The sequence below is a fragment of the Streptomyces sp. NPDC001222 genome, assembly GCF_042896945.1.
Lineage (GTDB): Bacteria > Actinomycetota > Actinomycetes > Streptomycetales > Streptomycetaceae > Streptomyces > Streptomyces gibsoniae.
In genome coordinates, this window is sequence record NZ_JBIAXT010000024.1 from 110,522 (window position 1) to 136,176 (window position 25,655).

Below are 25,655 nucleotides of genomic sequence, written 5' to 3' on the forward strand. Positions count from 1 at the left end.
TCCATGCCGTCATGCCGTAAGTGAGAACCCCCCTTTCGAACCGGACACAAAGCCGGACCGTCCAGGGGCGGACGGTCCACCGGACGAGAGGGACCAGACTCATGAGTTCTGTACTGCGCCCGGCCATTTCGGGCCAAGATCCGTTAATGCCGGGGAGGTACCGGCCCATCTCCTCTCACCTGGCCATCGCGCCGCCGGTGAGCGTGGTGATTCCCGCCATGAATGAGGCGGAGAATCTCCCCTACGTCTTCAAGACCCTTCCCGAGTGGATTCACGAAGTGGTTCTTGTGGACGGCAATTCCACCGACGACACGGTGCAGGTCGCGCGCGATCTGTGGCCGGAGGTCAAGGTCGTCGGGCAGCAGGGCAAGGGCAAGGGCGACGCGCTGATCACCGGGTTCGAGGCCTGCACCGGCGACATCATCGTGATGGTCGACGCGGACGGCTCGGCCGACGGCCAGGAGATCGTCAGCTATGTCTCCGCCCTGGTGTCCGGCGCCGACTTCGCGAAGGGCTCGCGGTTCGCGAACGGCGGCGGCACCTCGGACATGACGCCGATCCGCAAGCTCGGCAACCGGGTGCTGTGCGCCATCGTCAACGCCAAGTTCGGCGCCCGCTACACCGACCTGTGCTACGGGTACAACGCGTTCTGGCGGCACTGCCTCGACGAGATCGACCTCGACTGCACCGGCTTCGAGGTCGAGACCCTGATGAACATCCGGGTGGTCAAGGCCGGCCTGAAGGTGCAGGAGATACCGAGCCACGAGTACCTCCGCATCCACGGCGACAGCAATCTGCGCGCGGTGCGCGACGGCTTCCGGGTGCTGAAGGTGATCCTCAAGGAGCGCTCCAACCGGCGTGCGCTGCGTCGGCGCCCGCACGCGGTGGCGCTCAACTCGGGTCAGGGAGAGATGACTTGAAAGACCCGGACATCTCCGTGGTGATCTGCGTCTACACCGAGGACCGCTGGGAGGACATCCTCGCGGCGGTCGCCTCGGTGCGGGCGCAGTCACTGCCGGCGCGCGAGACGCTGCTGGTCGTGGACCACAACGAGGCCCTGCTGGACCGGCTCGGCCGGGAGTACAAGGGGGCCGCGGAGGACGGATCGGTCCGGGTGCTCGCCAACGCGGGCCCCCGCGGCCTGTCCGCCGGCCGCAACACCGGTATCGCCGCCTCGCACGGGGAGATCATCGCCTTCCTCGACGACGACGCCGTGGCCGAGCGCGACTGGCTGAAGCACTTCGCCTCCGGGTACGAGGACCCGAGGGTGATGGCCGTCGGCGGCCGTACGATGCCCGTGTGGGCGTCGGGCCGCCGCCCGGCCTGGTTCCCGGAGGAGTTCGACTGGGTGGTGGGCTGCACCTACAAGGGACTGCCGCCCGGCCGGGTCCGGGTGCGCAACGTCCTCGGCGGCAACGCCTCCTTCCGCCGTTCGGCCTTCGAGGCGGCGGGCGGCTTCGCCACGGGCATCGGGCGCGACGGCGACAAGCGCCCGCTGGGCGGCGAGGAGACGGAACTGTGCATCCGTCTCACCCGGGCCCGGCCCGACGCGGTGCTGCTGATCGACGACCGGGCCGTCATCCACCACAGGGTGCCCGCACCGCGCGAGCACTTCGCCTACTTCCGCACCCGCACCTACGCCGAGGGCCTCTCCAAGGCACTCGTCGCCCGCAGCGTCGGCTCCGACAAGGGCCTGGAGTCGGAGCGCCGCTACACCACCCGGGTGCTGCCGGCCGGGGTGGTCCGCGGACTGCGCGACGCCCTGCTGGCCCGTCCCGGCGGGGCGGGCCGCGCGGGCGCGATCGTCGCCGGAGTCTTCTCGGCGGCGGGCGGGTATGTGCTCGGCAGCGTCCGGGCACGCCGGGGCGGCGCCGTGTTCTCGATCGTGGAGATCCCGGACGGTACAGGGGAGGCCGCATGAACGACCAGGCCGTACCCATCCTCATGTACCACTCGGTCGCCACGGCGCCCAACGAGGCGACCCGTGAACTGTCGGTGGCGCCCGAGGCGTTCGCGGAACAGATGGCCCTGCTCGCGGACCTGAAGTTCACCCCGGTGACCACGGCCGAGCTCGCGAGAAGGTGGCGGGACGGCGGCCCGCTGCCCGAGCGGCCCGTCCTCATCACCTTCGACGACGGCTACGAGGGCGTGCACCGGCACGCCCTCCCCGTGCTCGCCGGACACGGCTTCGCGTCCACCCTGTTCGTCTCGACCGGGTGGATCAGGGGCGCCCATGACACCGGCGGCGGCCTGGACACCATGCTCGACTGGGGCCAGGTCCGCGACCTCGCGGGCGCGGGGGTCGAGATCGGCGGCCACAGCCACACCCACCCGCAGCTCGACCAGCTCGCCGACGAGGCGCTCCGGTTCGAGCTGGTGCACTGCGGGGAGATCGTCGCCGACGAGCTGGGCAACCGCCCGGACTCGTTCGCCTACCCGTACGGCTACTCCAGCCGGCGGGTGCGGCACGCGGTGCGCGAGACGGGCTACCGCCAGTCGCTCGCCGTCGGCAACGCTCTCGCACGCCGCCACCAGGGCCCGTACGCGCTGCAACGGGTCACCGTGCGCCGCAACACGGGCGCCGAGGAGTTCGAGCGGCTCGTCCAGGGCCGTGCGATCGCCCGCAACTTCGCCAGGGACCGCGCCCTGACCAAGGGGTACGCCGTGGTCCGAAGAGCACGACAGGCTTGCCGGAAGGCCATCCGTTCCCGTGTCTGACACGACGACCACAGCCCAGAACCCCGAGGCCCCGACCGCACCGCCCGAACGGTCCGGCCGCCGCCTGCGCCTGCCCGGAAGCGGCGGGGGCGGCGGCAGCCAGCTGTTCCGCAACGCCTACGCGCTGATGCTCAACACCGGTATCTCGGCGGTGCTCGGCCTCGGCTACTGGCTGGTCGCGGCCCGCTACTACTCCGATGCCGCGGTGGGTCAGGGCTCGGCCGCGATCGCCGCGATGAAGCTCCTCGCCGGGCTCACCGCGGTGACGCTGACCGGTGCCCTGGCCCGCTTCATCCCGATCTCGGGGCGCGCCACCGGGCGTCTCATCCTCCGTACCTACGCGGGCAGTTCGGTCGTCGTGGCGCTCGCCGCGGGGATCTTCCTGCTGACGCTGAACGTGTGGGGGCAGTCGTACCGGTTCCTGCACGGCCCGGGTCCCGCGCTCGTGTTCGTCGTGGCGGTCGTCGCCTGGAACCTGCTCACCCTCCAGGACGGTGTGCTGACCGGTCTGCGCAGCGCGCTGTGGGTGCCGGTGGGCAACACCGTCTTCTCCGCGGTGAAACTGGTGCTGCTCGTCGGGCTCGCGGCCGCCATCCCCATGATGGGCGTCTTCGTCTCCTGGGTCGCCGCCATCGCCACCTCCGTGGTACCGCTCGGCTGGCTGGTGTTCCGGCGACTGGTGCCCCGGCATGTCAAGGCGACCGAGGATCACGCCAGTCCGCCGTCGCTGAGGGAGATCGGCCGGTTCCTCGCGGGCGACTACACCGGCTCGCTGTTCTCGCTCGCAGTGGTCTACCTGGTGCCGGTGATCGTGGCCTCGCAGGTCAGCGCCGCGGACAACGCGTACTTCTACATCACCACCACCATCGGCGGCACGACCAATCTGCTCGCCATCAACATGGGTGCCTCGCTCACCGTCGAGGGCTCGCACGACCCGGCACGGCTCGCCGCCAACACCCGGGCGGCGCTCAAGCGCATGGCCCGGATCATGCTGCCGGTCACCGGACTGCTGTTCCTCGGCGCGCCCTTCATCCTGCATGTCTTCGGCGAGGGCTACGCCCATGCGGCGACCCCGCTGCTGCGCTGGTTCGCGGTCGGGGCGCTGCTGCGGGTCGTCATGGAGACGTATTTCGCGGTGCTGCGCGCGCAGAGCCGCACCCTGGGACTCGCCTGGCTCCAGGGCCTGCTGTGCGTCCTGGTGCTCGGACTGACCGTGCTGCTGCTGCCCCGTATGGGGCTCACCGGCGCCGGCGTCGCGGAGATCTCCAGCCTCACGGTGATCGTGGCGATCGCCGCGCCGAGGCTCTACCGGATCCTGCGCTCCGCGCCGTCCGGTGCCGAGCCCGAGGACACGGCACCGGACGGCGACCTCGCCGACCTGGGGGCGCGCGAGGCCCCCGCGCCGAGGACCGGGCCGTCCTGGGCGAAGAAGCTCGACGCCGACACGCTCGCGCTCGGCATACACGTCGACTTCGACCATGTGGAACGCAGGCCGGACGTGCGCCCCGGCCCGGGGACCCCGCCCACCGGGACTCCCGTGGTGCCCGCGGACCACGACCGGTCGACCTGGGATCTGCGGCTGCCGCCGGACTCTCCGGCGGGCCTGCCGGTGAAGGAGTTCCCTTCCGTCGGGCGGAGCCGGGACCGGGCGGGTGAAGCGGACCCGGAGGCCTCGCCGGAGCCCGCCGGGACACCGGAGGTGGACGCGCCGTCCGGCAGTGCCGAGCCCTCTCGGGCCCCGTCCGGGCCGAAGGGCGCCGAAGAGAGCGCCTCCGCCGCGAACGCGCGGGGGGCCACGGACGATCCGGGCACCGAGGACCGGCCGCGGCCCGGCCCGCCCGCTGCCCTTCTCGGCTCTCTGCTCGTCTTCGCGCTGCTGCTGTACTGGCTGCCCGCGCTGACCATGAACGACGGCTCCCTCGAACGGATGGGCGGCCTGGGGCTGATATCGGTCCTGCCGCTGCCGACCCTGGCCGGAGCCGCGCTGCTGGTCGTGATCTTCGCCGGGCTGCTGTGGCGCGGCCGTGAGCACAAGGGCCTGCTGCTGGCCACCCTGCTCGCCACCGTCGTGTCCCTGCACGCGCTGCCCGCCGTGATCGAGAGCGAGCCGCGCTTCGCGACGGCCTGGCAGCACCTCGGGTTCCTCGACTACATCGACCGCACCGGTTCGGCCGTACCGGATCTGGACGCGCGCTGGAGCTGGCCGGGCTTCTTCGCGGCGGCCGCGTTCGTCTCCAGGGCGTGCGGGGTCACCGACCTCACCGAGGTCATCCGCTGGTGGCCGCTGGCCGTCCAACTGCTCTATCTGGCACCGATGTTCCTGCTGGTGCGCGCGCTTCGGGCGAGCTGGCGCGCCAAGTGGACCGGCATCTGGATCTTCGTGCTCAGCGGCTGGGTCGGCCAGGACTACTTCTCCCCGCAGGGCTTCACCTTCCTGCTCTACCTGGCCTTCGTGGCGATCCTGCTGGTGTGGTTCCGCGCACCGCGCGTGATCTGGACCAAGGCCCGCCCCGGCGAGGTGGAGGTCGAGCCGACCACGCGCGGGCAGCGCGGTGTGCTGCTCATGGTGCTGATCGGCCTGTACGCGGCGAGCGTCCCGGCCCACCAGCTCACCCCGTTCGTGATGCTGGGCGTGCTCGCGGCGCTCGTCCTGGCCGGCCGCTCGGAGCTGCGCGGGCTGCCGATCCTGTTCGCGGTGCTGGTGGCGTTCTGGGTCGGCTTCATGGCCGAGCCGTACTGGTCCGGCCATTTCAACGAGCTGTTCGGCGGGGTCGGCGGCGTCGGCAGCAATGTGTCGACCTCCGTCTCCGGGCGCATCCAGGGCGGCGACGCCACCCACAAGCTCGTGCTGTACACCCGCGTCCTGCTCGCCGGTGCGGTCATGGCGTTCGCCTGCTGGGGCTGGTGGCGGCGGCGCGGGAACAGGTACCGCGACCGGTCGCTGCTCGTGCTGACCTTCGTGCCGTTCCTGGGCTTCGGCATGCAGTCCTACGGCGGCGAGATGGCGCTGCGCGTCTTCATGTTCGCCGTACCGGGCGCGGCCCTGCTGGCCGGGCTGGCCCTCTTCCCGCGCACCGGCGTCACGGCCGGGGAACGGGCCAGGGACCGGTCGAGCCTCGCCCCGCTCGCCGCCCTTCTGGCGGGTCTGCTGCTGATGGGCGGCTTCCTGGTGGCCCGCTGGGGCAACGAGACTTTCGAGCGCATCCGCCCGGGCGAGGTCACGGCGATGGACTACGTCTACGCCCATGACAACCCGACCGTGCGGCTGTTGTGGCTGAGCAACGACACCGTCAACAACGTGACACCCGCGATGCCGTGGGGCGCCAAGGACATGGAGAAGGTGCAGTACGTGCCGACCCTGGCGCCCGTCGATCCGGTCCTGGTGTCGGGCCTGGTCAAGTCGCTCAAGGACGCGGGCCCGAACTCGTATCTCATGATCAACGAGAGTCAGGTGACCTACCTCCGGATGGACGTGGGCTACTCGGCGACCTGGGAGTCCCGGCTCATCAGGAACCTGGACGGCCGTCCGGAGCTGAAGAAGGTCCTCGCCAACGGCGACGTGACCATGTACGCGCTGCGCCGGCAGCCCGCGGGCCCGGTCGCCAAGCCGCACCCGGGCCCGATCGGCCCGCGGGTGACCTGGACACCGTGGTCGGTGGTCGGGGGGCTCGCAGCCGTGGCGCTGGTCCTGATGCTGATGGCGCGTGAGGTCGTCCGGGTGGCGATGCCCCCGGGCGTGCGGCAACTGCGGCTGCTGCAGAGCAGTTTCTGGTTCTCCCTGCCCCTGCTCGCCGTGTTCCTGGCCTCGCTGGTGCAGCGCTTCCTGACCATGGGCAAGGGCTGAGCGGCGGGCGGGAAGTCCGAGGAATCAGCGGGCGTACGAGGTGGAGCGGCTCATCGCGAGAGCCACTTCACCTCGTACGCCTTCATGTCGAACCGCTTGCCGTCGACCTGGGCGCTGATCGCGCGGTCGAGGGTGTTCACGACGAGGACGACCTTGTCGGTGGCGAGCACGCGGACATTGGGGACGTCGTCCGGGGCGACCTGCACCGTCCGGTACCGCGTGCCCGGCGGGAACTCCTTGCCGAACCGGGAGACCAGGTCGTACATGGGCAGTGCCCGGCCGCCGCCGGCGGTGTCGGTCGGCGTCCACAGACAGCCCGGGCAGCCGGTGCCCTTCCGCTCCTCCGGGTTCCAGTAGAAGCCCGAGGAGGCACCGCCCTTGACCAGGGCGATCATCCCGGTGGCCTGGACGGCGACGCGATGGTCCTCGGTCCAGCCGTCCCGGTTGTCATTGCCGTCGGCGGGCTCGACGTAGTACTCGGCCCACCACAGGGGCAGACCGTGGGTCTGCTTCCGTACCCAGGCGCCGACGGCGGTGAGCTTGTCGGTCGCGGCGAACTCGTTCGGCAGCAGATCGTCGTCCTTGGTGTAGCTGGAGCCGTCCACGACGACGAAGTCGGCGCCCGCCCTGTGCTGGTTCCAGTAGCTGAAGGCGTCCAGGACGCGCTGGTCCATGGCGCCCCAGGGGCCCCGCAGGGCCGTGGACGCGTACTGCGGCTGCCGGGGGTCGACACTGTCCATGACGAGATACGGGCCGCCCACCATGATCTTGTCGTCGACCTGCTTGAGCGCCTTGTAGACCAGGTTGTACAGCGTGGTGTAGCCCTCGTAGTCCCAGCGGCCCTTGGAGTCGTTCCAGAAGCCCTTGAACTCGTTCCACACGATGAAGTGGCGCACGTCCGGATAGCGCTTGGCCACGGTCGCGGCGAGGGCCGCGAAGTCCTTGTAGTGGTCGGGGGTCGGCGCGGTCTCCAGGGCGGCCTGACTCCAGTCGGTGGCGCCGACGCCCGCCCTGCCGCCCTTCATCCAGTCCGGGGCGCAGCACAGGGTGATGACCGGGGTGCCGCCGCTCTTGCGGACGAAGTCGATGCGGCGGTCCATCTCCTCGAAGTCGTAACGGCCCTTCACCGGCTCGGGATTGCCCGCGCCCCAGCCCATGATGGCCTGGTCCTGCGGCAGGTCCGTCCCGGAGAGCAGCCCCTCGACCCGCGCGGTCGCGGCACCGCTGCCCTCGTCGGCGCTGTACTGGGTGTGGGTGAAGCCCCAGCCGACGTCAGGTCCCGTGTCCGCGGGCGGGGTGCCGGGCGTGCCGTACACCTTGTCGCCGTCACGTGTGGTGCCTCTGGTGCTCACTCCGTTGCCGGACAGCGTGCCGATCAGGGTCGCCACCAGGACCAGAGCGACCGCCCCCACGCCGAGCAGAGCGGTGAGGCGCCACCGCCGTGCCCCCGAATACCACTCATGACGTCCCATCATGGGCCACAGTAACGGCCGCAATCGGACCGGGGACAGGTTTTGTGTTCGACGGTCAGGTAACAGGACGTACCGGATGCACCGGGAGCACGGAGCAGATCCGACACACCCGGCGCACCTCGGAAACCGGGTGCGCGGGAGGGTGCCGTGACGGATCATGGCGACATGTCCGCGAACCCACACGATGCTCTGCCGATCCGGCTCAACGTCGATGACAGCGACTCGCCGTCCGACGTCGTCGATGCGCTGTTCCTCGGCCGCTTCGCGACGGGCGAGCAGCCGTACTCCCATGCGGCGAACATCGACCGCGTACGCTCGGGGGCCACGCTGCTGCCGCCGGACGCCCGGGTGCTGCGCATCGCCCGCGACGACGACCGCAGCGCGACCCTCGCCGAGGGCGACGGCTGGACCCTGCTCGTCTCCCGCTGGAACCGCGGCGCGGACGTCACGGTGACGGCCACCAGCGCCGAGCTGGCCGAACAGGTGCTCGACCAGGCCACGGACGGCGCGGCGGACGAGCCGGAACCGCAGCCGGAGAACGTGACGATGGGCTTTTGGTACGTGTCCCCGAGACGCGGCCCGCACCGGACGACACGGCAGATCTCGGCGGGCACCTGGGAGGAGGTCCGCGCGAACTACACGGCACCGGTGGCGGACGCCATGGACCGCCTGATGAAGACGACACCCGAGGACATCGCGGGCCGGCTGCTGCTGCTCCACGGGCCGCCGGGCACGGGCAAGACCTCCGCGCTGCGGACGCTCGCCCGCTCCTGGCGGGACTGGTGCCAGGTGGACTGCGTCCTGGACCCCGAACGCCTCTTCTCCGACGTCGGCTATCTGATGGACATCGCGATCGGCGAGGAGGACGCGGCAGGCAAGGGCCGCTGGCGGCTGCTCCTCCTGGAGGACTGCGACGAACTGATCCGCGGCGAGGCGAAGCACACGGCAGGCCAGGCGCTGTCCCGTCTGCTGAACCTGACGGACGGACTGCTCGGGCAGGGCAGAAACGTCCTGGTGGGCGTCACGACCAACGAGGACCTGGAGCGCCTCCATCCGGCCGTCGTACGCCCCGGCCGCTGTCTGGCCCGTATCGAGGTCGGCGCGCTGACCCGTGCGGAGGCGGTGAGCTGGCTCGGCCGGGAGGACGGCGTGGGCCGCGACGGAGCGACCCTCGCGGAGCTGTACGCGCTGCGCCGAGGGACGTCACCGGCGTCGGTGCCCGATCCGCGGGCGGGGGCGGACTCGGGGCTGTACCTGTAGTCCCGCCCCGCCTGTGGACGGCGGGAGCCGGTGCTTTGATGGACGTATGACCCTGTTCGTCGGTACGTCGGGGTGGCAGTACCGGGACTGGCGCGACGTCCTGTACCCGGCCGGCCTGCCCATGCGGCTGTGGCTGGAGGAGTACGCGACACGGTTCGCCACGGTCGAGATCAACAACGCGTTCTACCGGCTGCCGTCCCGTGAGACCTTCGAGAGCTGGCGGGAGCGGGTGCCGCCGGAGTTCGTGGTCGCGGTGAAGGCGAGCCGCTATCTCACCCATATCAAACGGCTGCGCGACCCCGAGGAGCCGGTGCACCGGCTGATGGACCACGCGGCCGGTCTCGGCGACCGTCTCGGCCCGGTCCTGCTCCAGCTTCCGCCGACCCTGCGCGCCGATCCGGTCCTCCTCGACGACTGCCTCGGCTGCTTCCCGGCGGGCACCCGGGTCGCGGTCGAGCCCCGGCACGACTCCTGGTGGACGCCTCGGGTGCGCGAGGTGCTCACGGCCCGGGGCGCGGCGCTGTGCTGGGCCGATGTGCTCTCCCGCCCGGTCACCCCGCTGTGGCGGACCACCGGCTGGGGCTACGTCCGCTTCCACGCGGGCCGCGCCCGGCCGTGGCCGCACTACGGCCGCCGGTCGCTGACGTCCTGGGTCCGCCGTATCGCCGAGGCCTGGCCCGACGACCGGGACATCTACGTCTACTTCAACAACGACCCGGGCGCGGCGGCGGTCCTGGACGCGACGGCCTTCGCCCGCGTGGCGACGGCGGCGGGCCTACGGGTGACACGTACACCGCGAAGTCTCCCGGCACCGACGGCGGCAGCGGGCCAGGCCCCGTAGCCCGGCACCTGAACCGCCAACCGGCGGGCGCCCCTTCGTGTTCGGAGTTCTCAGTCCTCGTAGGCCGCCCGCAGGGCGTCCCGCACCGCGGCCAGCGCGTCCTCCTCGCCCAGCCCCAGCCGCCGTACCCGCTCCGCGTACGCGGACGCGGCGGCCGCCGCCTCCCGCTCCGCGGCCGAACCGGCGGCGGCCACGAACGTTCCGTTGCGCCCCCGTGTCTCGATCACCCCGTCGGCCTCCAGCGTCCGGTACGCCTTGGCGACCGTGTTCGCCGCGAGGCCGAGGGCCTCGGCGAGCCCCCGTACGGTCGGCAGCCGGTAGCCCACCGGCAGCACCCCCGACCGGGCCTGCTCGGAGATCTGCGCCCGCACCTGCTCGTACGGCGGTGCGCTCCCGCCAATCCTGATCTTCAAGGTCACCCGCCGATTCTCCCGCACCCGCGGGAAAACGAGAGGCACCCCCATGTCCGACCCGCGTACCGTGCGGGTTCGTGACAGTGAGCGTGAACTCGGCCGGAGCCTCGGCCCAGATGGAGGTCGTCCTGGTCAAGGCGGGTCGTACGAAGATCCGTTACCCGGCCGGGCTGCTCCACGACGACGGCACCCGGATCGCAGTACGGGCCCCGTGGGCCGGCGACGGCGTCCGTGACTTCGGCTTCGTGCGCTTCGAGCCCGGTGACGTCTTCACCGAGTACTACTGGCGCGACCGGTGGTACGCGGTGAAGGAGGTACGCGACGGGCGGGGCGCCCTGAAGGGCTGGTACTGCGACATCACCCGCCCGGCGGTGCGCTCCGGCGGCGAACTGGTCGTCGAGGACCTCGACCTGGACCTGTGGCGCTCCGCCGACGGTACGAGCGTGCTCCGCCTCGACGAGGACGAGTTCGCGGCGAGCGGCCTCACACGGACGGACCCCGCGGCGGCCGCGGCCGCCGTTCAGGCCCTGGACACCCTCGAACTTCTCGCACGCGGCGGCGGCTTCGAGGCGCTGCTGGCCTGAGCGCGACGTCCGGTGGGCGGGGGCGGTCAGGGCACCGCCACGACCGCGTACCGCTCGTCGTCCACCTCCTTGCCCCACAGCCGGGAGTCCTCCGACAGCCGCTCGACGCGTAGGTCACCGGCGAGTGGGGAGAGGAGCGCGGTCAGCCGCTCGGCGGGTATCCCGACCGGGCTGACGGTCCCCCACACCCCCTCGACCAGCACCAGCCGTCCCCCGGGCCGCAGCAGTTGCCGCCAGTGCCGCAGGGCACGGCCGGGGTCGGGCAGCGCCCAGAGCACATGGCGTACGAGGACGGCGTCGAAGAGCCGCTCCCCGACCGGCGGGGACGCCGCGTCGCCGACAAGGAACACCGCGTCATGACCCGCCAGTTTCGCCCGCGCGAGGGCGAGCATGGCCGGCGAGAGGTCCACGCCCGTCACCCGGTGCCCCCGCTCGGCCGCCAGGAGTGACAGGCTCCCCGTGCCGCACCCGAGGTCCAGGAGGTCACCGGGCCGGGCCGGCAGCCACTCCCCCAGCCGGGCCGCCCAGGCCTCGCGCACGACGGGATCGCGCAGCCCGTGGTCCGGCTCGTCGTCGAATCCGGCGGCCGCCCGGTCCCAGTCGACGTCGGCTCCTGGGGCCGTCGATGTTTCGGGTGCCCGGTTCCGGGCCATGTTCCTGGTCACATCCCTGGTCATGAGGCCAGGGTGACAGCCCCCACTGACAGTCGAATGGTGACAGCCACCACAGACAGACCGCGATCGATGAGGAACCCTCGCCGGAAACGTCCACCTCCGCCCCCGCGCGGAACCCGGTGGACACAAGGAGGCAGCCATGCGCCGAGTGACCGTGCACAAGCCCCTGAAGAGGACCGACTCCCGCCGGGTGCGGGAGGAGAACGACGAGCGCCCCGCCGAGCGCCCGGAGATCCGCAAGGACATCGCCCGCCTGTGGTGGCCGGACGCCTGAACCGCGCGCCCGTCGCCCCTGGCACGGCACGGAACACTCAGTCCAGCCGCTTGCGATAGTGCACCCGGTCGTACGGCCCCTCGACACGGCGCTCCAGGATCTCGTACCCGTGCCTCGGGTAGAGCTCCTGGTTCTCCCACATCAGCGCGTTCGTGTAGAGCCTGACCTCGGGCAGTCCGAGTGCCCGCGCGTGCGCGTCGACGAAGGCGAGCAGCCGCCGTCCGACCCCTGTTCCCTGGGCGTCGGGGTGCACGGCGATGCTGTCGAGGAAGAGATGGTCCCCGCGGGCCTCCACCACGACGAGGCCGGTTAGGGGCTCTCCCGTCACGAACACCCGCCCCGCGGCCACGTTCGCCGCGTGGTCCGCCTCCATGGGCATCGGCACCACTCCGATGCGCGCGATGTAGTGGCGATATGCGGCGTCGGTCACGGCCCGCACCGCCGCCACATCCGCTACCCCGGCCGGCCTGATCCCCTCGCGCGTCCGGCGATCCTCGCTGCCATCCGTCATGAACGCCAGGCTACCGAGGCGCGGGACGAACGCTCTCGACCGCTGTTCCTGATCGGCCCGTTAGCCCCGCCTTAACGCGACCATAAGGATCTCCTCCACCCGCCCCAGGCAGGCGATTTCGCGGGTTCCTGGGGCTAGTTTGCTGATCGCCCCCCACGGGTCAGCCCGTCCCGGACCCAATGTTCCGGGGCCTGTCCGGCGGCTCAGGTCGGACAGGCCCCGGGGACGGCCGCAGCGGCTGGGGACGGCTACGGACGTCTCGTGATGGTGGTCGGGGTCAGCTGAGCGCCGAGGCGCAGGTGGTGGGGGTGGCGTGCGCCGGGTCGAGGGCGTTCGCCACCTCGTGGAAGGCGATCCGGTCGGTCAGCCCGATCAGCACATGCTCGGAGAGGTCGAGCACGCACAGGTTCTGCAGCAGAACGTTGTGGACGTCGGACCCGCTCAGGTACTGGGAGCTGTAGGGGGTGACCACCTCGTCGTACTTGGAGGCGATCACCGTGTAGTGGACGCCGGGCACGGTGTCTCCGCCCGCGTTGAGCTTGGTCAGGAACGCGGAGCCGGCGATCTGGTCGGCGAGTCCGGGCGTGGACCGGGAGAGCAGGTCCTCGGCGCCGGGGAAGTAGGGCAGCAGGTTGGCGAGCCCGTCCAGGGTGGTGCCGTGGTTGTCGGGCGCGATGCCGACGAGGGCGTTCACCTTGGCGGCCCCGCCGAGGAACTTGAGGTAGTAGCGGGGCATCATGCCGCCCTGCGAGTGCCCGACGATGTCGGCCTTGGCGGCGCCGGTCGCGGCGAGCACCTTGTCGACGAAGGTCTGGAGCTGGCCGGCGGACGTGGCGATGGACCCGAGTCCGTAGAAGAGGGGGACGCCCGGCAGCTGGCCGTAGTCGAGGGAGAAGACGCAGTAGCCGCGGCTCTCCAGATAGGGCGCGAGGGCCAGCCAGTTGTCGACGGAGTTCGCGAAGGTCCCGTGGGCGAGGACGACGGGGCGGGGGTGGGCGGCGGAGGGCTTGCAGGAGTAGTCGTTCCAGCCGCTGCTCGGCGCGGCGGCTGCGTCGGCGGTTGCGGTGGCGGCGGGAACGACGGCGAACGCGGTGGCCAGCAGCAGCGCGGCCAGCGGTCTGAGCGCTCGTTTCCAGGGCAGCATCGGGTGGTCTCCTTGCGGCTCAAGGGAGGTGCGACGGCCTCAGCCCTGTGATCCGGATCACGGGATGCTGTTCACTCGTCAAGTTACGGACGAGTAGTGGACGTGTGAAGTTACGCGTCGGTAAAAAATTTCAGCGTCAAAGGACGACTCCCGCGTTTCCTGGTAATGCCTCGAACGGATGTGAGGACTCATCACCAGACGGGTTTGATGGGCCCGGAAGGCGCGATACGGAGCAATTGACTCTGGAGCAGGCGGATTTCGGCCTCGCCGAGCAGCTCCGCCCACGGCCGCACGGCCTCCGCCGCGGCCTCCTCGGCGGCCCGGGTACAGGCCCGGCCCCGCCCGGTCAGCACGATCAGCCGGGCGCGCGCGTCCTCGGGATGCGGCTGCCGTTCGGCGTAGCCCTTGCGCACGATCTCGTCGACGAGCTGACTCGCCGCCTGCTTGGTCACCCCGAGGTGGGCGGCGAGTTCGGTCACGGTCGCACCACCCCAGGAGAGCCGGGCGAACGCGAACCCGTGCGCGGGACGCAGCCCCTCGAAGCCGCGCGCGACCACGCCGTCATGGATGCGCCGCGTCAGCTCTCCCGCGACGGAGAGCAGGGCGGCGGAGAGGGCCAGGGCCTCGGGGTTCTGCACGGAGGCATTGAAACACCTTGACGGGATGGTCAACCAGCTTGACCATATTCCATATAGTCAAGCAGCTTGACCACCTTGAGCCGAGGAGACACCCATGCCCGTCGTCCGCTCGTCCGAAGCCGTCACCCATGAGATGCACGGCGCTCGTTTCGTCTCGTACGCCGCTCCGAGGACCGGCAGCAAGGAGCTGTGCGCCTGGCGCACGGAGATCCCCGCGGGCACCGAGGGGCCCGTCCACACCGTCACCCGGGAGGAGATCCTCCATCTGCTCGGCGGCGAGCTGCTGGTCACGCTCGACGGCCGCACCGAGCGGATCACCGCGGGGGACACGGTGATCGTCAACTCCGGTACGGCCCTCGGCGTGCAGAACCCCACGGACGAGGTCGCCGTCTTCTGGGTCACCACCTCCGTCGGGCTGGAGGCCGAACTGGCCGACGGCACCCGTATCGCTCCCCCGTGGGCCGGCTGACGCTACGCGGCCAGCGTCCCCGGCATCACCGCGCGCGGTCCGAACCTGGCTCGCGCGCGGTCCGCGACCTCCTCCAGGCGCCGGACCTTCTCGTCCACGGGGTCGAAGGTCAGCTGGTGGGGGGCCTGTTCGGCGGGGGTCAGCCCCTCGGCACGCAGGGCGATCGCACGAACCCGGGCACGCTGCAACCCGAGCGCCTCGTACATGCGGTACGCCTCCGCGGTGAGCGCCGCCGAGTGCGCGGTCGGCTCGGCGAGGGTGCGGCTGCGGATCGTCGAGGAGCGGTCGGCGTAGCGCACGGTGAGGGTGAGGGTGCGGGACACCCGCTCCAGGTTGCGCAGCCGGGAGCCCAGTTCCTCGGCGGCCGACAGCAGGGCGCGGCGGTGCCGAGCCGGGTCCAGTTCGTCGCGGGTGAAGGGGCGTTCGGCGGCCAGGGAGGCGGAGACGGCGTTCGGTACGACCCGGCCACGGTCGACGCCGTTCGCCCTCTCGTGCAGTTCACGGCCCGCCCGGGCCCCGACCAGCCGCTGCACCGTCGACAGGGGCGCGGCGGCGACCTTGCCGACGGTGTCGAGCCCGTACTCGCACAGGGTGCGGGCGGTGACGCCGCCGACCCCGGGCAGTGCCCTGACCGGCAGTCCGTCGAGGAACTCCCGCACGGCGCCGGGCTCTTCGGGCACCACATGGACCGCGCCGGGCGCCGCCTCCCGCAGAGCCATGCGGGCCAGCATGGGTCCGGGCCCGGCCCCGATCGCGCAGTCCACTCCGTGGTGGGCGAGGGCCCGTACGCGGATCAGCGCGGCCAGTTCGGCGGCGTCCCGCCCGAAGTACCGCTCGGCGCCGCGTAGATCGGCGAGCGCCCCGTCGGGCGGCAGCGCCTCGACGACGGGGGTGAACTCCTCCAGAAGTCCGAGCAGCCCCGGCAGGGCCGCCTCGTACATCGGAGGCAGCTGGAAACGTACGCAGAGGATGGTCATCCCGCACTCCCCGGACTCTGGTGCCACAACTTCTTTCCGCCCGCCGGGCCTTCGCCCGCGGGACGCAGATCGGCCCAGGGGTTCATCTCGTACCCCGTGGACATCCGGATGCGGCGGCCCTTCGCCGCATCGTCGCCGTCGTCGCCGCCACCGTCGTCCGGCTGCCGCGGTGCGGGCTCCGCCAGCCGCGCCGCCACCACGTCGAGGCCGCCCTCGGCGCGCAGTTCGGCCAGTTCGGCGAGGTTCCAGGCGGCGGAGCCCACCACGCTGAGGCTGCGCGGCCCCCGTCGCTGCACCACCCCGCGCACCAGCAGCAGCCAGGAGTGGAAGACGGTGTGGGCGCAGGCGTCGTGGGAGTCGTCGAAGAAGGCGAGGTCGACCAGGCCCGTACCGTCGTCGAGCGTGCTGAAGATGATCCGCTTGCCGGAGCGGATCGGCGGGGTCTGGGTGGCCGCCTTGGCGCCCGCGACCAGCACCGTCTCACCGTGCCGTGCCGTGCGCAGCCGACGGGCCGACACCACGCCCAGCTCGTCGAGGAAGGCGCGGTGGTCGTCCATCAGATTGCGCGAGGCGTCCATGGAGAGCACGCCCAGCTCGGCGCTGAGCCGTTCCTCCGGGGAGAGGTCGGGCAGCCCGGCTGAGGCCGTCCTGCGCCCGCCCGCCAGGGGCAGCTGGCCGCCGCCCGCGCCCCGGGCGCCCCGGTGCAGCTCGGTCAGGTGCAGTTGCAGATCGCGGCGGTTGGCGCCGAACGCGTCCAGCCCGCCGACCTGGGCGAGCCGCTGGGCGACGGGGCGGCTCGGCCGGGCGCGCTCCCAGAAGTCGAGCAGGGAGGAGTACGGCTGCCCGGTCTCGATCCGCTGCGCCTCGGCCTCGCTGATGCCGTGCACGTCGCGGAGGGCGAGCCGGAGCCCCCACCGCCCGGCGGAACCCCTTCCCTCGGACGCCAGTTCGATACGGTGAGCGGCTCCCGAGCTGTTCACGTCCAGCGGCAGGATCGGCACCCCGCGCCGCCGCGCGTCCGCCAGCAGCAGCCGCTTCGGGTACATCCCGGGGTCGTGGGTGAGCAGACCCGCGTAGAAGGCGGCCGGGTGATGGGCCTTCAGCCACGCGGACTGGTACGTCGGTACGGCGAAGGCGACCGCGTGCGCCTTGCAGAAGCCGTACGAGCCGAACGCCTCGACGATCTCCCAGGTGCGCTGGATCGTTTCCGCGTCGTATCCGTTCGCCGCCGCCTGCTGGGCGAACCAGACCCGGATCCGCCCCTGCGACTCCGCGTCGGACAGCCCGCGCCGCACCCGGTCCGCCTCGTCGCGCCCGCAGCCGGTCATGATGTCGAGGATGTGGATGATCTGCTCGTGGAAGACGACGACGCCGTACGTCTCCTTCAGCGGCTCCTCCAGATCGGGGTGCGGATAGCGGACGGGCGCCCGCCCGTGGCGCGCCTCGATGAACGGCCGCACCATGTCGGCCGCGACCGGACCGGGCCGGAACAGCGAGATGTCGACGACCAGGTCGTGGAACGCGGCCGGCTGCAGCCTCCCGACCAGGTCCCGCTGGCCCGGCGACTCGATCTGGAAGCAGCCCAGGGTCTCGGTGGAACGGATGAGCCGGTACGTCGCCGGATCGCCCGGCGCCACGGCGTCCAGGTCGATCCGCTCCCCGGAGGCCCGTTCCACCTCCGCGACCGCGTGCGCCATGGCGGACTGCATCCGCACCCCGAGCACATCGAGCTTGAGCAGCCCCAGTTCCTCGACGTCGTCCTTGTCGAACTGGGACATGGGGAAGCCCTCGCCGCTGGTCGGCATGACCGGCGTACGGGCGAGGAGGGAGGCGTCGGAGAGCAGGACCCCGCACGGGTGCATGGCGACTCCGCGCGGCAGGGCGTCCAGGGCCTCGACCAGCTCCCACAGCCGGCCGAACTTCTCCCCCTCCCGCTGCACCTCCCCCGCCAGCCGCCTGAGCTCGGGCAGTTCCTCCAGCGCCGCGCGGGCGTCACGGGCACGGATGTGCGGGAAGGACTTGGCGATGCGGTCGATGTCGGCCGGATCCATGGACAGGGCCGCGCCCACGTCACGGATCGCGTGGCGGACACGGTACGTCTCCGGCATCGCGACCGTCGCGACCCGCTCGGTGCCGAACCGGTCGATGATCGCGCGGTAGACCTCCAGCCGGCGGGCGGACTCCACGTCGATGTCGATGTCGGGCAGGGCCGTACGGCGCTTGGACAGGAAGCGCTCCATCAGCAGTCCGTGCTCGACCGGGTCGGCGTGTGCGATGCCGAGCAGATGGTTGACGAGGGAGCCCGCACCGGAGCCGCGCGCGGCGACCCGGATGCCCATCTTCCGGACGTCGTCCACGACCTGGGCGACCGTGAGGAAGTAGGACGCGAAGCCGTGGTGGGCGATGATGTCCAGTTCGTCGTGCATCCGCTGCCAGTAGGCGCGCCGGGTGTCGTAGCCGCGCAGCACCATGCCCGCCGCCGCCCGGGAGGCGAGCGCGCGCTGGGCGGTGCGGTAGCCGGCGCCGACGAGGTGCGGCTCGGGGAAGTGGACCGTGCCGACGCCGAGATCGTCCTCGGGGTCCACCCGGCACTCGGCGGCCGTCGTCCGGGTCTGCTCCAGCAGGCGGTGGGCGGTGTCGCGGCGGTAGCCGGCGGCCTCGACGACCCGCTCGGCGACCGTCAGCATGGTCCGCTCGTCCTTGAGCCAGGCCTCCCCGGAGTCCAGTTCCTTGGTGGGGTCGATGGGAACGAGCCGGCGGGCGGCGTCCAGGACGTCCGCGACCGGGCCGAGGCCGGGGTCGGCGTACCGGACGGCGTTGCTGAGCACGGGGCGCACCCCCTGTTCGGCGGCGAAGCCGACGGTGCGGGCGGCCAGGCGCAGGGAGCCGGGGCCGGTGCCGCCGCGGCCGTGCCAGACGGCCTCCAGGCGCAGGGCGTCGCCGTAGACCTCCCGCCAGGGCGTGAGGAGCCTGGCCGCATGGTCCGGACGCCCCGCGGCGAGGGCCCGGCCCACATCGGACTCGGGGCCGAGCAGGACGGTCAGCCCGTCGGCGTGGTTGTCGGCCCAGGACAGCAGTGGGGTGCCCGCGGACGCGGAGTGGGCGGCGCTGACCAGCCGGCACAGATCGGCCCAGCCGCGGGCGCCGTCCCGGGCGAGGAAGACCGCGCGGGGTGTCGACTCGTCGATGAAGGCACCCCCGCGCACGGGAGTACGGCGCCTCTCCCACGCTCTCGCCCCGGCCGGATCGGAGGGGCCGCCATGACCGAGGGAGACCCCGCCCCGTCCTACGGGCTCGGGTGCCGCCACCGCCAGCTCCGCGCCGAACAACGGCCGTACGCCCGCCGCCGCGCAGGCCCGGGCGAACCGGACCGCGCCCGCGAGGGTGTCCCGGTCGGTGAGCGCGAGGGCGTCCATGCCCAGCTCACCGGCGCGCTCGGCCAGCCGCTCCGGGTGCGATGCGCCGTAGCGCAGGGAGAACCCGGAGACGGTGTGCAGATGCGTGAAGCCCGGCACCCGCACCTCCCGTAGCAGTGAGCCCGTAAGGCGGCTCTCGAACGTAAGTTCCCATCTCCCCCACCTCCACCATAGACCAATTTTCGAACTGGCGTGCGACATCTCTACGCCCCTGTCTCACCTGCACAAACGGCAGATACGGGTCCGGGCAGCCAGTGCCCCGGCAGGCAACGTCCGCCCCGTCGCGACGTCCGCACGCTCCCCCACGCTCGGCTCCCTCACGGGCGAACGTCATCTGCCGGGGCACTAGGCTTCGGGCCTGTCCGGACCGGGAGGGGCGGCGGAAGGGTCAGACGGCCCCGCGAGACAGACAAAGGGAGACACGACAGACATGGCCAAGAGGACGGACTCACAGTCGCCCGCGCCGCACGTCGCCGACAGTCACGATCTGATCCGCGTGCACGGCGCACGCGAGAACAACCTCAAGGACGTCAGCATCGAGATCCCGAAGCGCCGGCTGACGGTGTTCACCGGTGTCTCCGGCTCGGGCAAGAGCTCACTGGTCTTCGACACGATCGCCGCGGAGTCGCAGCGGCTGATCAACGAGACCTACAGCGCCTTCGTCCAGGGCTTCATGCCGACCCTGGCGCGGCCCGAGGTCGACGTCCTCGACGGGCTGACCACGGCGATCATCGTCGACCAGCAGCGGATGGGCGCCGACCCCCGCTCCACGGTGGGCACCGCCACCGACGCCAACGCCATGCTGCGCATCCTCTTCAGCCGGCTCGGCGAGCCTCACATCGGCCCGCCCAGCGCGTACGCCTTCAACGTCCCCTCGGTCCGGGCGAGCGGCGCGATCACCGTCGAGCGCGGTACCCAGAAGGCGGTGAAGGCGACCTTCACCCGCACCGGCGGCATGTGTCCGCGCTGCGAGGGCCGGGGCGCCGTCTCCGACCTGGACCTCACCCAGCTCTACGACGACTCCATGTCGCTCACCGAGGGCGCCATCACCGTCCCCGGCTACAAGGCGGGCGGCTGGAACTACCGGCTCTACAGCGAGTCGGGTTTCTACGACCCGGACAAGCCGATCCGCGACTACACCAAGAGGGAACTGCACGACTTCCTCCACCGCGAGCCGACCAGGATGAAGATCGCGGGGATCAACATGACCTACGAGGGACTGATCCCCCGCATACAGAAGTCGATGCTCTCCAAGGACCGGGAGGCGATGCAGCCGCACATCCGGGAGTTCGTGGACCGGGCGGTCACCTTCACCGTCTGCCCCGAGTGCGACGGGACCCGGCTCAGCGAGGGGGCCCGGGTGTCGAAGATCAAGGGGATCAGCATCGCCGACGCCTGCGCGATGCAGATCAGCGATTTGGCCGACTGGGTCCGCGGTCTCGACGAGCCCTCGGTGGCACCGCTGCTCGTCAAGCTGCAGCACACCCTCGACTCGTTCACTGAGATCGGGCTCGGCTATCTCGCGCTCGACCGGCCGTCGGGCACGCTGTCGGGCGGTGAGGCGCAGCGCACCAAGATGATCCGCCATCTCGGCTCCTCGCTCACCGATGTCACCTACGTCTTCGACGAGCCCACCACGGGCCTGCACCCCCATGACATCCAGCGGATGAACGGCCTGCTGCTGCGGCTGCGGGACAAGGGCAACACGGTGCTCGTCGTGGAGCACAAGCCGGAGGTCATCGCGATCGCCGACCATGTCGTCGACCTCGGCCCCGGCGCGGGGACGGCGGGCGGCACCATCTGCTTCGAGGGCACCGTCGAGGGGCTGCGGGCCGGCGGCACCATCACCGGCCGCCATCTCGACGACCGGGCCTCCGTCAAGGAGTCGGTGCGCAAGCCCACCGGCGTGCTGGAGATCCGCGGCGCCACGACGCACAACCTGCGGGACGTCGACGTCGACATCCCGCTCGGGGTGCTGACCGTGATCACCGGCGTCGCCGGTTCCGGCAAGAGCTCGCTGGTCCATGGGTCGGTCCCCGCCGACACGGGCGTGATCTCGGTCGACCAGAGCGCGATCCGCGGCTCCAGGCGGAGCAACCCGGCGACCTACACCGGGCTCCTCGACCCGATCCGCAAGGCGTTCGCCAAGGTCAACGGCGTGAAGCCGGCGCTGTTCAGCGCCAACTCCGAGGGCGCCTGCCCCACCTGCAACGGCGCCGGCGTCATCTACACCGACCTGGCGATGATGGCCGGCGTCGCCACCACCTGTGAGGACTGCGAGGGGAAGCGGTTCGAGGCATCGGTCCTCGAGTACCACCTCGGCGGCCGCGACATCAGCGAGGTGCTGGCGATGTCGGTGACCGAGGCCGAGGAGTTCTTCGGCGCCGGCGAGGCGCGCACACCGGCCGCGCACCGCATCCTCGAACGGCTCGTCGACGTCGGGCTCGGCTACCTCAGCATCGGCCAGCCGCTCACCACGCTGTCCGGCGGCGAGCGGCAGCGGCTCAAGCTGGCCACGCACATGGCGGAGAAGGGCGGCGTGTACATCCTCGACGAGCCGACCGCCGGTCTCCACCTCGCCGATGTCGAGCAGCTGCTCGGTCTGCTGGACCGGCTCGTCGACTCCGGCAAGTCGGTCATCGTCGTCGAGCATCACCAGGCGGTCATGGCGCACGCCGACTGGATCATCGACCTCGGTCCCGGGGCCGGCCACGACGGCGGCCGGATCGTCTTCGAGGGCACCCCCGCCGACCTCGTGGCCGCCCGCTCCACCCTCACCGGCGAGCACCTCGCCGCCTACGTCGGCGCCTGAGCGAGGCGCTCGCGGTACGGCCCGCTCATGCCGGACAGTCCCGCCCCCGAACGCACGGGGCGGGACTGTGGGAACCGGGGCTGCCAGCCGATCAGCCGATCTTGGAACCCGTCGCCGAGAGCGCCTCGGTGACGGGCTGGAAGAAGGTCTGGCCCCCCGAGGTGCAGTCGCCGCTGCCGCCGGAGGTGAGACCGACCGCGCTGTCGCCGTCGAAGAGCGCGCCGCCGCTGTCACCGGGCTCGGCGCAGACGTCGGTCTGGATGAGACCGCTGACCGTGCCCTCCGAGTAGTTCACGGTGGCGTCCAGACCGGTGACCGTGCCGGAGTGGACGTGGGTCGTCGAGCCGCTGCGGCTCACCTTCTCGCCCACGGTCGCGTCGGCCGCCTTGGTGATCGCCTGCGTGGAGCCGTTGTAGAGGTCGACGGCGCTCGGGTGGTCGACGTCCGCGGTGTACTTGACCAGGCCGAAGTCATGGCCCGGGAAGTTGGACTGCGCGTTCTGGCCGATCGTCTTGCCGCTGGAGTCCGACCAGCTGGAGATCGCCTGGGTGCAGTGTCCCGCGGTCAGGAAGTACGGCTGGCCGTCCTTGACCACGTTGAAACCGAGCGAGCAGCGCCCGCCCGAGCCGGTGATGGCGTCGCCGCCCGCGACGAAGGGCTTGAACGTGCCCTGCGAACGCCTGAGTTCGGCCTTGCCGCCCAGCCCGTCGACCACCTGGGTGAGCCGCGCCCACGCCGCCTTGGACACGGTCCGGTCGGCCGTGACGACGACCTTGTTGTTCCTGGGGTCGGTCGCCCAGGAGGTGCCCGGGAGCGTCGCGTCCTTCTGGAGCGTGGTGCGGGCGCCCGCGAGTTCGGTCAGGGAGTTCTGGACGACTCTCGCCCTGGCGCCGGCCGCCTGGACGGTCTTCGCGGCCGTCTCGTTCAGCACGTTGACGACGAGTTGCTCCGTCTTCGCGTCGTAATACGTTCCGGCCGCGTCGGCGCCCAGGTCCGCACCGAGCGTCGAGGCGAGCTTTCCGGCCGCGACGGCCGAGAGCGTGTGGGGCGCTCCGGCCGTCGGGGTCTCGCTCGCGTTCGCATTCTGGAAGGTGACGCCCGCGGCGATCAGCGCGGCGGCGCCCGCGCCGGCCAGGGCTGCTCGCCGCCGGGTTATGCGTCGATGCTTCAACTCACGTCCTCCTGTGGGGGGTCGGTCGCGGGGACTGTGGGGGTCACACCGCGACCGGAAGGCGTTGGGGCACGGAGGCGGCGTAGCGCAGAAGCCACGTCCGTACCCACCGTGCGGCCCACTATCCCGAGGCTCACAGGGAGCACACAAGGTCGACTTCAGGACGCGCGCACACCAACAGCCGTGCGCCCCCTGCCCGCTGACCGTTCCCTTGTGTCTCCCGTCCTGGTTCCCACTGCAAATGCCGTACGAGGGTAATCCCTGTGCGGCCTTCGAGGTCTAGTCCTGTCCGAATATCGATGGTTCAAACTCGGGTTCCAGAACCGAGGGGAAAGGCGAGAGTTGCTCCCGCACCGATTGCACACACAAGGGAGCCCCCGCTCCCAAGAGGCTCTTGGGTGCGGGGGCTCCCCTGCTGCCGGCTGCGGATCGGGGCGTACGGGAATGCCGGTGGAGCGGGATCAGTAGACGTGGACCCCGTAGGCGCTGAGGGCCTCGGTCACCGGCTGGAAGAAGGTCGTACCGCCGGAGGTGCAGTCGCCGCTGCCGCCGGACGTGAGGCCGTAGGCCACACCGCCGTTGGAGTACAGCGGGCCGCCGGAGTCACCGGGCTCGGCGCAGACCGTGGTCTGGATGAGGCCGTTGACGATCTCGCCGTTGCCGTAGTTGACCGTCGCGTTGAGGGCCGTGACGCGGCCGCTGTGGATGCCCGTCGTGGAGCCGCGGCGGTAGACGGTGGTGCCGACGGAGGGCGTGGCGGCGCTGGTGATGTCCACGCTGCCCACGGTGCCCGACTTGGTCACCGAGCTGTTGGTGTAACGCACGATGCCGTAGTCGTTGCCGGGGAAGCTGGAGCCGGCCGTGGTGCCGAGCGTGGTCGAGTGGGACGAGTTCGTCCACCACGTGCCCGCGCCGTCGGTGCAGTGCCCGGCGGTCAGGAAGTAGTAGTTCCCGCTGGAGTCCTGGACGTTGAAGCCGAGCGAGCAGCGCCAGCTACTCGCATAGATGGCGTCGCCGCCGGAGATCAGCTTGTTGAACCGGCCCGCGGTGTGCTTGATGGTGAGGGCACCCGCGTTGCCGGCCGCCTCGTTCTTGATCTTCGCGATCTCCGCCTGGGAGACCGTGCTGTCGACGGTGACGACGACGCGGTTGGTCGCGGCGTCGACGGCCCAGGCGGTGCCGGGGACATCGGCCTTGAGCACCGAGTCGCTCGCCCTGCCGAGTTGGTTCGCACTGAAGGTGTGTGCGTCGCTCGCGTTCGCGCTGGGGACGGTGAACGCGGCGGCGGCCACGAGTCCGGCGGCCACGGCGATCAGCCGGGTCCGTCTCGCGATACCGCTTGTGGGGTTGGTGCGCTTGATCCTCACTTGTCGTTCCCTCCATGGGAAGTCGGGGGCCCACGTGGGGGATGGGGCCCGTGAGGCGCAGCCGGGAGCCGGCTCGTCCGGATTCCGAATATGCCGTGCTCCTGACAAGCGCTGAGGGGGAGTATTCGGCCGCGTGGCCGATCGGCGCAAGGGCGCCTTTCGGCCGTACAGGCTTCAACTGCCCCCGGGAGTCCCTTCGACTTCCCCGGAAATCCTGGAGGGTGACGGGTGTTCTGCGGAGACTCTCTCTACAGCAGGGTGCGCTCCCCCGCCTCGATCGCGACGCCCAGCGTGTTGCCCGGTGGCGGGAAGGGGCAGAGGAAGTGGTCCGCGAAGGCGCACGGCGGCAGCAGGGAGCGGTTGAAGTCCACCGTCGTACGCCCCTCGGCGTCGGGCGCCGGCGGCCGCAGGAACCGGAAGCGGTAGCTGCTGTCCCCGCTGGTGGCGTCCGCGAAGACGGCCCACAGCGAGCCGTCGTCCTCGACCGAGACCTGCAGGGTGAGGTCCTGTCCGTCGAGGGTGAAGGCGAGGACACCGCCGAGCGCGAGACCGCGGTACTCCCCGTCGGCGTTCTCGACACGTACGGTGCGGTGCTCTCCGTACGGGGTGAAGTGCCCCTCGACCGACCAGCGCGGATCGTGGGGTGTGGCTTCGATACCCTGGAAGGCCCGGCGTGCGGGGGCGTCGGGGTCGTAGTCGCGCAGGCCCCGGGCGCCTTCACGGACGAGGACGACCAGCCGGCGCCGGCCCACCGCGACACGGGACTCGGCGGCGGGGCCGGGATCGGCGCCGAGCCGGATCTCCCCGGTGAAGGGCTCGCCGTCGACGGTCAGTCCGTCGTCCGCTCCGGCCGTCAGCACCACCCCCTCCTCGTCGGCCCTCCAGCTCCCCGGGATGGCCGGAATCGGTTCGTCTGGATAGTCCTCCAGCCAGTAGGTGCCGGTCAGTGCGAGCGGCCCGTAGGGCGCCGCCACCTGCTCGGTGCGGTGCTCGTGCCACTGCTTCCACTCGTCGGATGCGTCCGTCGTCATGCGATCAACCCTTCCACAGCGGTTCCACAGGTCCGGGGT

General features: G+C 71.3%; 21 protein-coding genes. 10 read left to right on the plus strand and 11 right to left on the minus strand.

From position 1 onward, the window contains the following. The first annotated feature begins 101 nt into the window (after positions 1 to 101). From ACFY2Z_RS28260 to ACFY2Z_RS28275, 4 genes are read left to right on the plus strand one after another with little or no spacing between them, the layout of a single operon-like run. Positions 102 to 920, plus strand: coding sequence for a glycosyltransferase family 2 protein (locus ACFY2Z_RS28260; RefSeq protein WP_390746904.1), 819 nt, complete (start codon positions 102 to 104; stop codon positions 918 to 920). After that, on the plus strand, positions 917 to 1,921 hold the full coding sequence (locus ACFY2Z_RS28265) for a glycosyltransferase (RefSeq protein WP_390746905.1): 1,005 nt from the start codon (positions 917 to 919) through the stop codon (positions 1,919 to 1,921). Before ACFY2Z_RS28260 ends, ACFY2Z_RS28265 begins: the two co-directional genes overlap by 4 nt. After that, on the plus strand, positions 1,918 to 2,718 hold the full coding sequence (locus tag ACFY2Z_RS28270) for a polysaccharide deacetylase family protein (protein ID WP_390746906.1): 801 nt from the start codon (positions 1,918 to 1,920) through the stop codon (positions 2,716 to 2,718). Before ACFY2Z_RS28265 ends, ACFY2Z_RS28270 begins: the two co-directional genes overlap by 4 nt. Then, entirely contained in the window at positions 2,711 to 6,562 is a 3,852-nt protein-coding gene (locus ACFY2Z_RS28275; protein ID WP_390746907.1) for a lipopolysaccharide biosynthesis protein, read from the plus strand. The genes ACFY2Z_RS28270 and ACFY2Z_RS28275 overlap by 8 nt, the downstream gene beginning before the upstream one ends. Before the next feature lie 50 nt (positions 6,563 to 6,612). Here ACFY2Z_RS28275 and ACFY2Z_RS28280 read toward each other — a convergent pair whose 3' ends face one another. Then, complete coding sequence (locus ACFY2Z_RS28280) at positions 6,613 to 8,034, minus strand: xylan 1,4-beta-xylosidase (RefSeq protein ID WP_390746932.1); 1,422 nt, start codon at positions 8,032 to 8,034, stop codon at positions 6,613 to 6,615. A gap of 165 nt (positions 8,035 to 8,199) precedes the next feature. Here ACFY2Z_RS28280 and ACFY2Z_RS28285 point away from each other — a divergent pair, with 165 nt between their 5' ends. Both ACFY2Z_RS28285 and ACFY2Z_RS28290 read left to right on the plus strand, forming a co-directional pair. Then, positions 8,200 to 9,294: a DUF5925 domain-containing protein gene (locus ACFY2Z_RS28285; protein ID WP_390746908.1), complete on the plus strand. Its 1,095-nt coding sequence runs from the start codon at positions 8,200 to 8,202 to the stop codon at positions 9,292 to 9,294. Positions 9,295 to 9,340: 46 nt separating this feature from the next. Then, complete coding sequence (locus tag ACFY2Z_RS28290; RefSeq protein WP_390746909.1) at positions 9,341 to 10,135, plus strand: DUF72 domain-containing protein; 795 nt, start codon at positions 9,341 to 9,343, stop codon at positions 10,133 to 10,135. Between the two features lie 50 nt (positions 10,136 to 10,185). On the opposite strand, the gene ACFY2Z_RS28295 is transcribed toward ACFY2Z_RS28290, so the two are convergent. Beyond that, on the minus strand, positions 10,186 to 10,554 hold the full coding sequence (locus ACFY2Z_RS28295; protein WP_390746910.1) for a GntR family transcriptional regulator: 369 nt from the start codon (positions 10,552 to 10,554) through the stop codon (positions 10,186 to 10,188). A 77-nt stretch (positions 10,555 to 10,631) separates the two neighbouring features. On the opposite strand from ACFY2Z_RS28295, the gene ACFY2Z_RS28300 reads away from it, so the two are divergent. Continuing rightward, positions 10,632 to 11,132 (plus strand): DUF402 domain-containing protein, encoded by a 501-nt coding sequence (locus ACFY2Z_RS28300; protein WP_390746933.1) that lies wholly within the window; start codon positions 10,632 to 10,634, stop codon positions 11,130 to 11,132. Between the two features lie 26 nt (positions 11,133 to 11,158). Here ACFY2Z_RS28300 and ACFY2Z_RS28305 read toward each other — a convergent pair whose 3' ends face one another. Beyond that, complete coding sequence (locus ACFY2Z_RS28305) at positions 11,159 to 11,785, minus strand: class I SAM-dependent methyltransferase (RefSeq protein ID WP_390746934.1); 627 nt, start codon at positions 11,783 to 11,785, stop codon at positions 11,159 to 11,161. 160 nt (positions 11,786 to 11,945) lie between these two features. On the opposite strand from ACFY2Z_RS28305, the gene ACFY2Z_RS28310 reads away from it, so the two are divergent. Continuing rightward, on the plus strand, positions 11,946 to 12,080 hold the full coding sequence (locus ACFY2Z_RS28310; RefSeq protein ID WP_311696723.1) for a hypothetical protein: 135 nt from the start codon (positions 11,946 to 11,948) through the stop codon (positions 12,078 to 12,080). Positions 12,081 to 12,117: 37 nt separating this feature from the next. On the opposite strand, the gene ACFY2Z_RS28315 is transcribed toward ACFY2Z_RS28310, so the two are convergent. The 3 genes from ACFY2Z_RS28315 to ACFY2Z_RS28325 form a co-directional block, all read right to left on the minus strand. Next, the gene (locus tag ACFY2Z_RS28315; RefSeq protein WP_390746911.1) at positions 12,118 to 12,591 is read right to left on the minus strand and encodes a GNAT family N-acetyltransferase; all 474 of its coding nucleotides are present in this window, start codon (positions 12,589 to 12,591) and stop codon (positions 12,118 to 12,120) included. Between the two features lie 277 nt (positions 12,592 to 12,868). Then, the gene (locus ACFY2Z_RS28320; RefSeq protein ID WP_390746912.1) at positions 12,869 to 13,735 is read right to left on the minus strand and encodes an esterase/lipase family protein; all 867 of its coding nucleotides are present in this window, start codon (positions 13,733 to 13,735) and stop codon (positions 12,869 to 12,871) included. Positions 13,736 to 13,926: 191 nt separating this feature from the next. Then, positions 13,927 to 14,373, minus strand: a complete 447-nt coding sequence (locus ACFY2Z_RS28325; protein WP_390746913.1) for a MarR family winged helix-turn-helix transcriptional regulator — start codon at positions 14,371 to 14,373, stop codon at positions 13,927 to 13,929. A gap of 94 nt (positions 14,374 to 14,467) precedes the next feature. Between ACFY2Z_RS28325 and ACFY2Z_RS28330 the strand changes: the two genes are divergently transcribed. After that, positions 14,468 to 14,842, plus strand: a complete 375-nt coding sequence (locus tag ACFY2Z_RS28330; protein WP_390746914.1) for a cupin domain-containing protein — start codon at positions 14,468 to 14,470, stop codon at positions 14,840 to 14,842. Between the two features lie 2 nt (positions 14,843 to 14,844). On the opposite strand, the gene ACFY2Z_RS28335 is transcribed toward ACFY2Z_RS28330, so the two are convergent. Next, the gene (locus tag ACFY2Z_RS28335) at positions 14,845 to 15,819 is read right to left on the minus strand and encodes a hypothetical protein (protein WP_390746915.1); all 975 of its coding nucleotides are present in this window, start codon (positions 15,817 to 15,819) and stop codon (positions 14,845 to 14,847) included. Continuing rightward, complete coding sequence (locus ACFY2Z_RS28340) at positions 15,816 to 19,334, minus strand: DNA polymerase III subunit alpha (RefSeq protein WP_390746916.1); 3,519 nt, start codon at positions 19,332 to 19,334, stop codon at positions 15,816 to 15,818. The genes ACFY2Z_RS28335 and ACFY2Z_RS28340 overlap by 4 nt, the downstream gene beginning before the upstream one ends. Before the next feature lie 331 nt (positions 19,335 to 19,665). Between ACFY2Z_RS28340 and ACFY2Z_RS28345 the strand changes: the two genes are divergently transcribed. Beyond that, positions 19,666 to 22,047 carry an ATP-binding cassette domain-containing protein gene (locus ACFY2Z_RS28345; protein WP_390746917.1) on the plus strand — a complete coding sequence of 794 codons (2,382 nt, stop codon included), beginning with the start codon at positions 19,666 to 19,668 and terminating at the stop codon, positions 22,045 to 22,047. Positions 22,048 to 22,138: 91 nt separating this feature from the next. Here ACFY2Z_RS28345 and ACFY2Z_RS28350 read toward each other — a convergent pair whose 3' ends face one another. The 3 genes from ACFY2Z_RS28350 to ACFY2Z_RS28360 all read right to left on the minus strand — a co-directional run bounded on the left by ACFY2Z_RS28350 (position 22,139) and on the right by ACFY2Z_RS28360 (position 25,616). Then, positions 22,139 to 23,218: a S1 family peptidase gene (locus ACFY2Z_RS28350; protein ID WP_390746918.1), complete on the minus strand. Its 1,080-nt coding sequence runs from the start codon at positions 23,216 to 23,218 to the stop codon at positions 22,139 to 22,141. A gap of 461 nt (positions 23,219 to 23,679) precedes the next feature. Further along, positions 23,680 to 24,585 (minus strand): S1 family peptidase, encoded by a 906-nt coding sequence (locus ACFY2Z_RS28355; RefSeq protein WP_390746919.1) that lies wholly within the window; start codon positions 24,583 to 24,585, stop codon positions 23,680 to 23,682. Between the two features lie 248 nt (positions 24,586 to 24,833). Further along, positions 24,834 to 25,616, minus strand: coding sequence for a DUF1684 domain-containing protein (locus tag ACFY2Z_RS28360; protein WP_390746920.1), 783 nt, complete (start codon positions 25,614 to 25,616; stop codon positions 24,834 to 24,836). Positions 25,617 to 25,655: the final 39 nt, after the last annotated feature.

Bases quoted from the DNA above. Each gene is read 5' to 3' on its own strand.
- ACFY2Z_RS28260 (WP_390746904.1), top strand. From the start codon at position 102: ATGAGTTCTGTACTGCGCCCGGCCATTTCGGGCCAAGATCCGTTAATG.
- ACFY2Z_RS28270 (WP_390746906.1), top strand. From the start codon at position 1,918: ATGAACGACCAGGCCGTACCCATCCTCATGTACCACTCGGTCGCCACG.
- ACFY2Z_RS28280 (WP_390746932.1), bottom strand. From the start codon at position 8,034: ATGGGACGTCATGAGTGGTATTCGGGGGCACGGCGGTGGCGCCTCACC.
- ACFY2Z_RS28285 (WP_390746908.1), top strand. From the start codon at position 8,200: ATGTCCGCGAACCCACACGATGCTCTGCCGATCCGGCTCAACGTCGAT.
- ACFY2Z_RS28290 (WP_390746909.1), top strand. From the start codon at position 9,341: ATGACCCTGTTCGTCGGTACGTCGGGGTGGCAGTACCGGGACTGGCGC.
- ACFY2Z_RS28305 (WP_390746934.1), bottom strand. From the start codon at position 11,785: ATGGCCCGGAACCGGGCACCCGAAACATCGACGGCCCCAGGAGCCGAC.
- ACFY2Z_RS28310 (WP_311696723.1), top strand. From the start codon at position 11,946: ATGCGCCGAGTGACCGTGCACAAGCCCCTGAAGAGGACCGACTCCCGC.
- ACFY2Z_RS28315 (WP_390746911.1), bottom strand. From the start codon at position 12,591: ATGACGGATGGCAGCGAGGATCGCCGGACGCGCGAGGGGATCAGGCCG.
- ACFY2Z_RS28320 (WP_390746912.1), bottom strand. From the start codon at position 13,735: ATGCTGCCCTGGAAACGAGCGCTCAGACCGCTGGCCGCGCTGCTGCTG.
- ACFY2Z_RS28330 (WP_390746914.1), top strand. From the start codon at position 14,468: ATGCCCGTCGTCCGCTCGTCCGAAGCCGTCACCCATGAGATGCACGGC.
- ACFY2Z_RS28335 (WP_390746915.1), bottom strand. From the start codon at position 15,819: ATGACCATCCTCTGCGTACGTTTCCAGCTGCCTCCGATGTACGAGGCG.
- ACFY2Z_RS28345 (WP_390746917.1), top strand. From the start codon at position 19,666: ATGGCCAAGAGGACGGACTCACAGTCGCCCGCGCCGCACGTCGCCGAC.
- ACFY2Z_RS28360 (WP_390746920.1), bottom strand. From the start codon at position 25,616: ATGACGACGGACGCATCCGACGAGTGGAAGCAGTGGCACGAGCACCGC.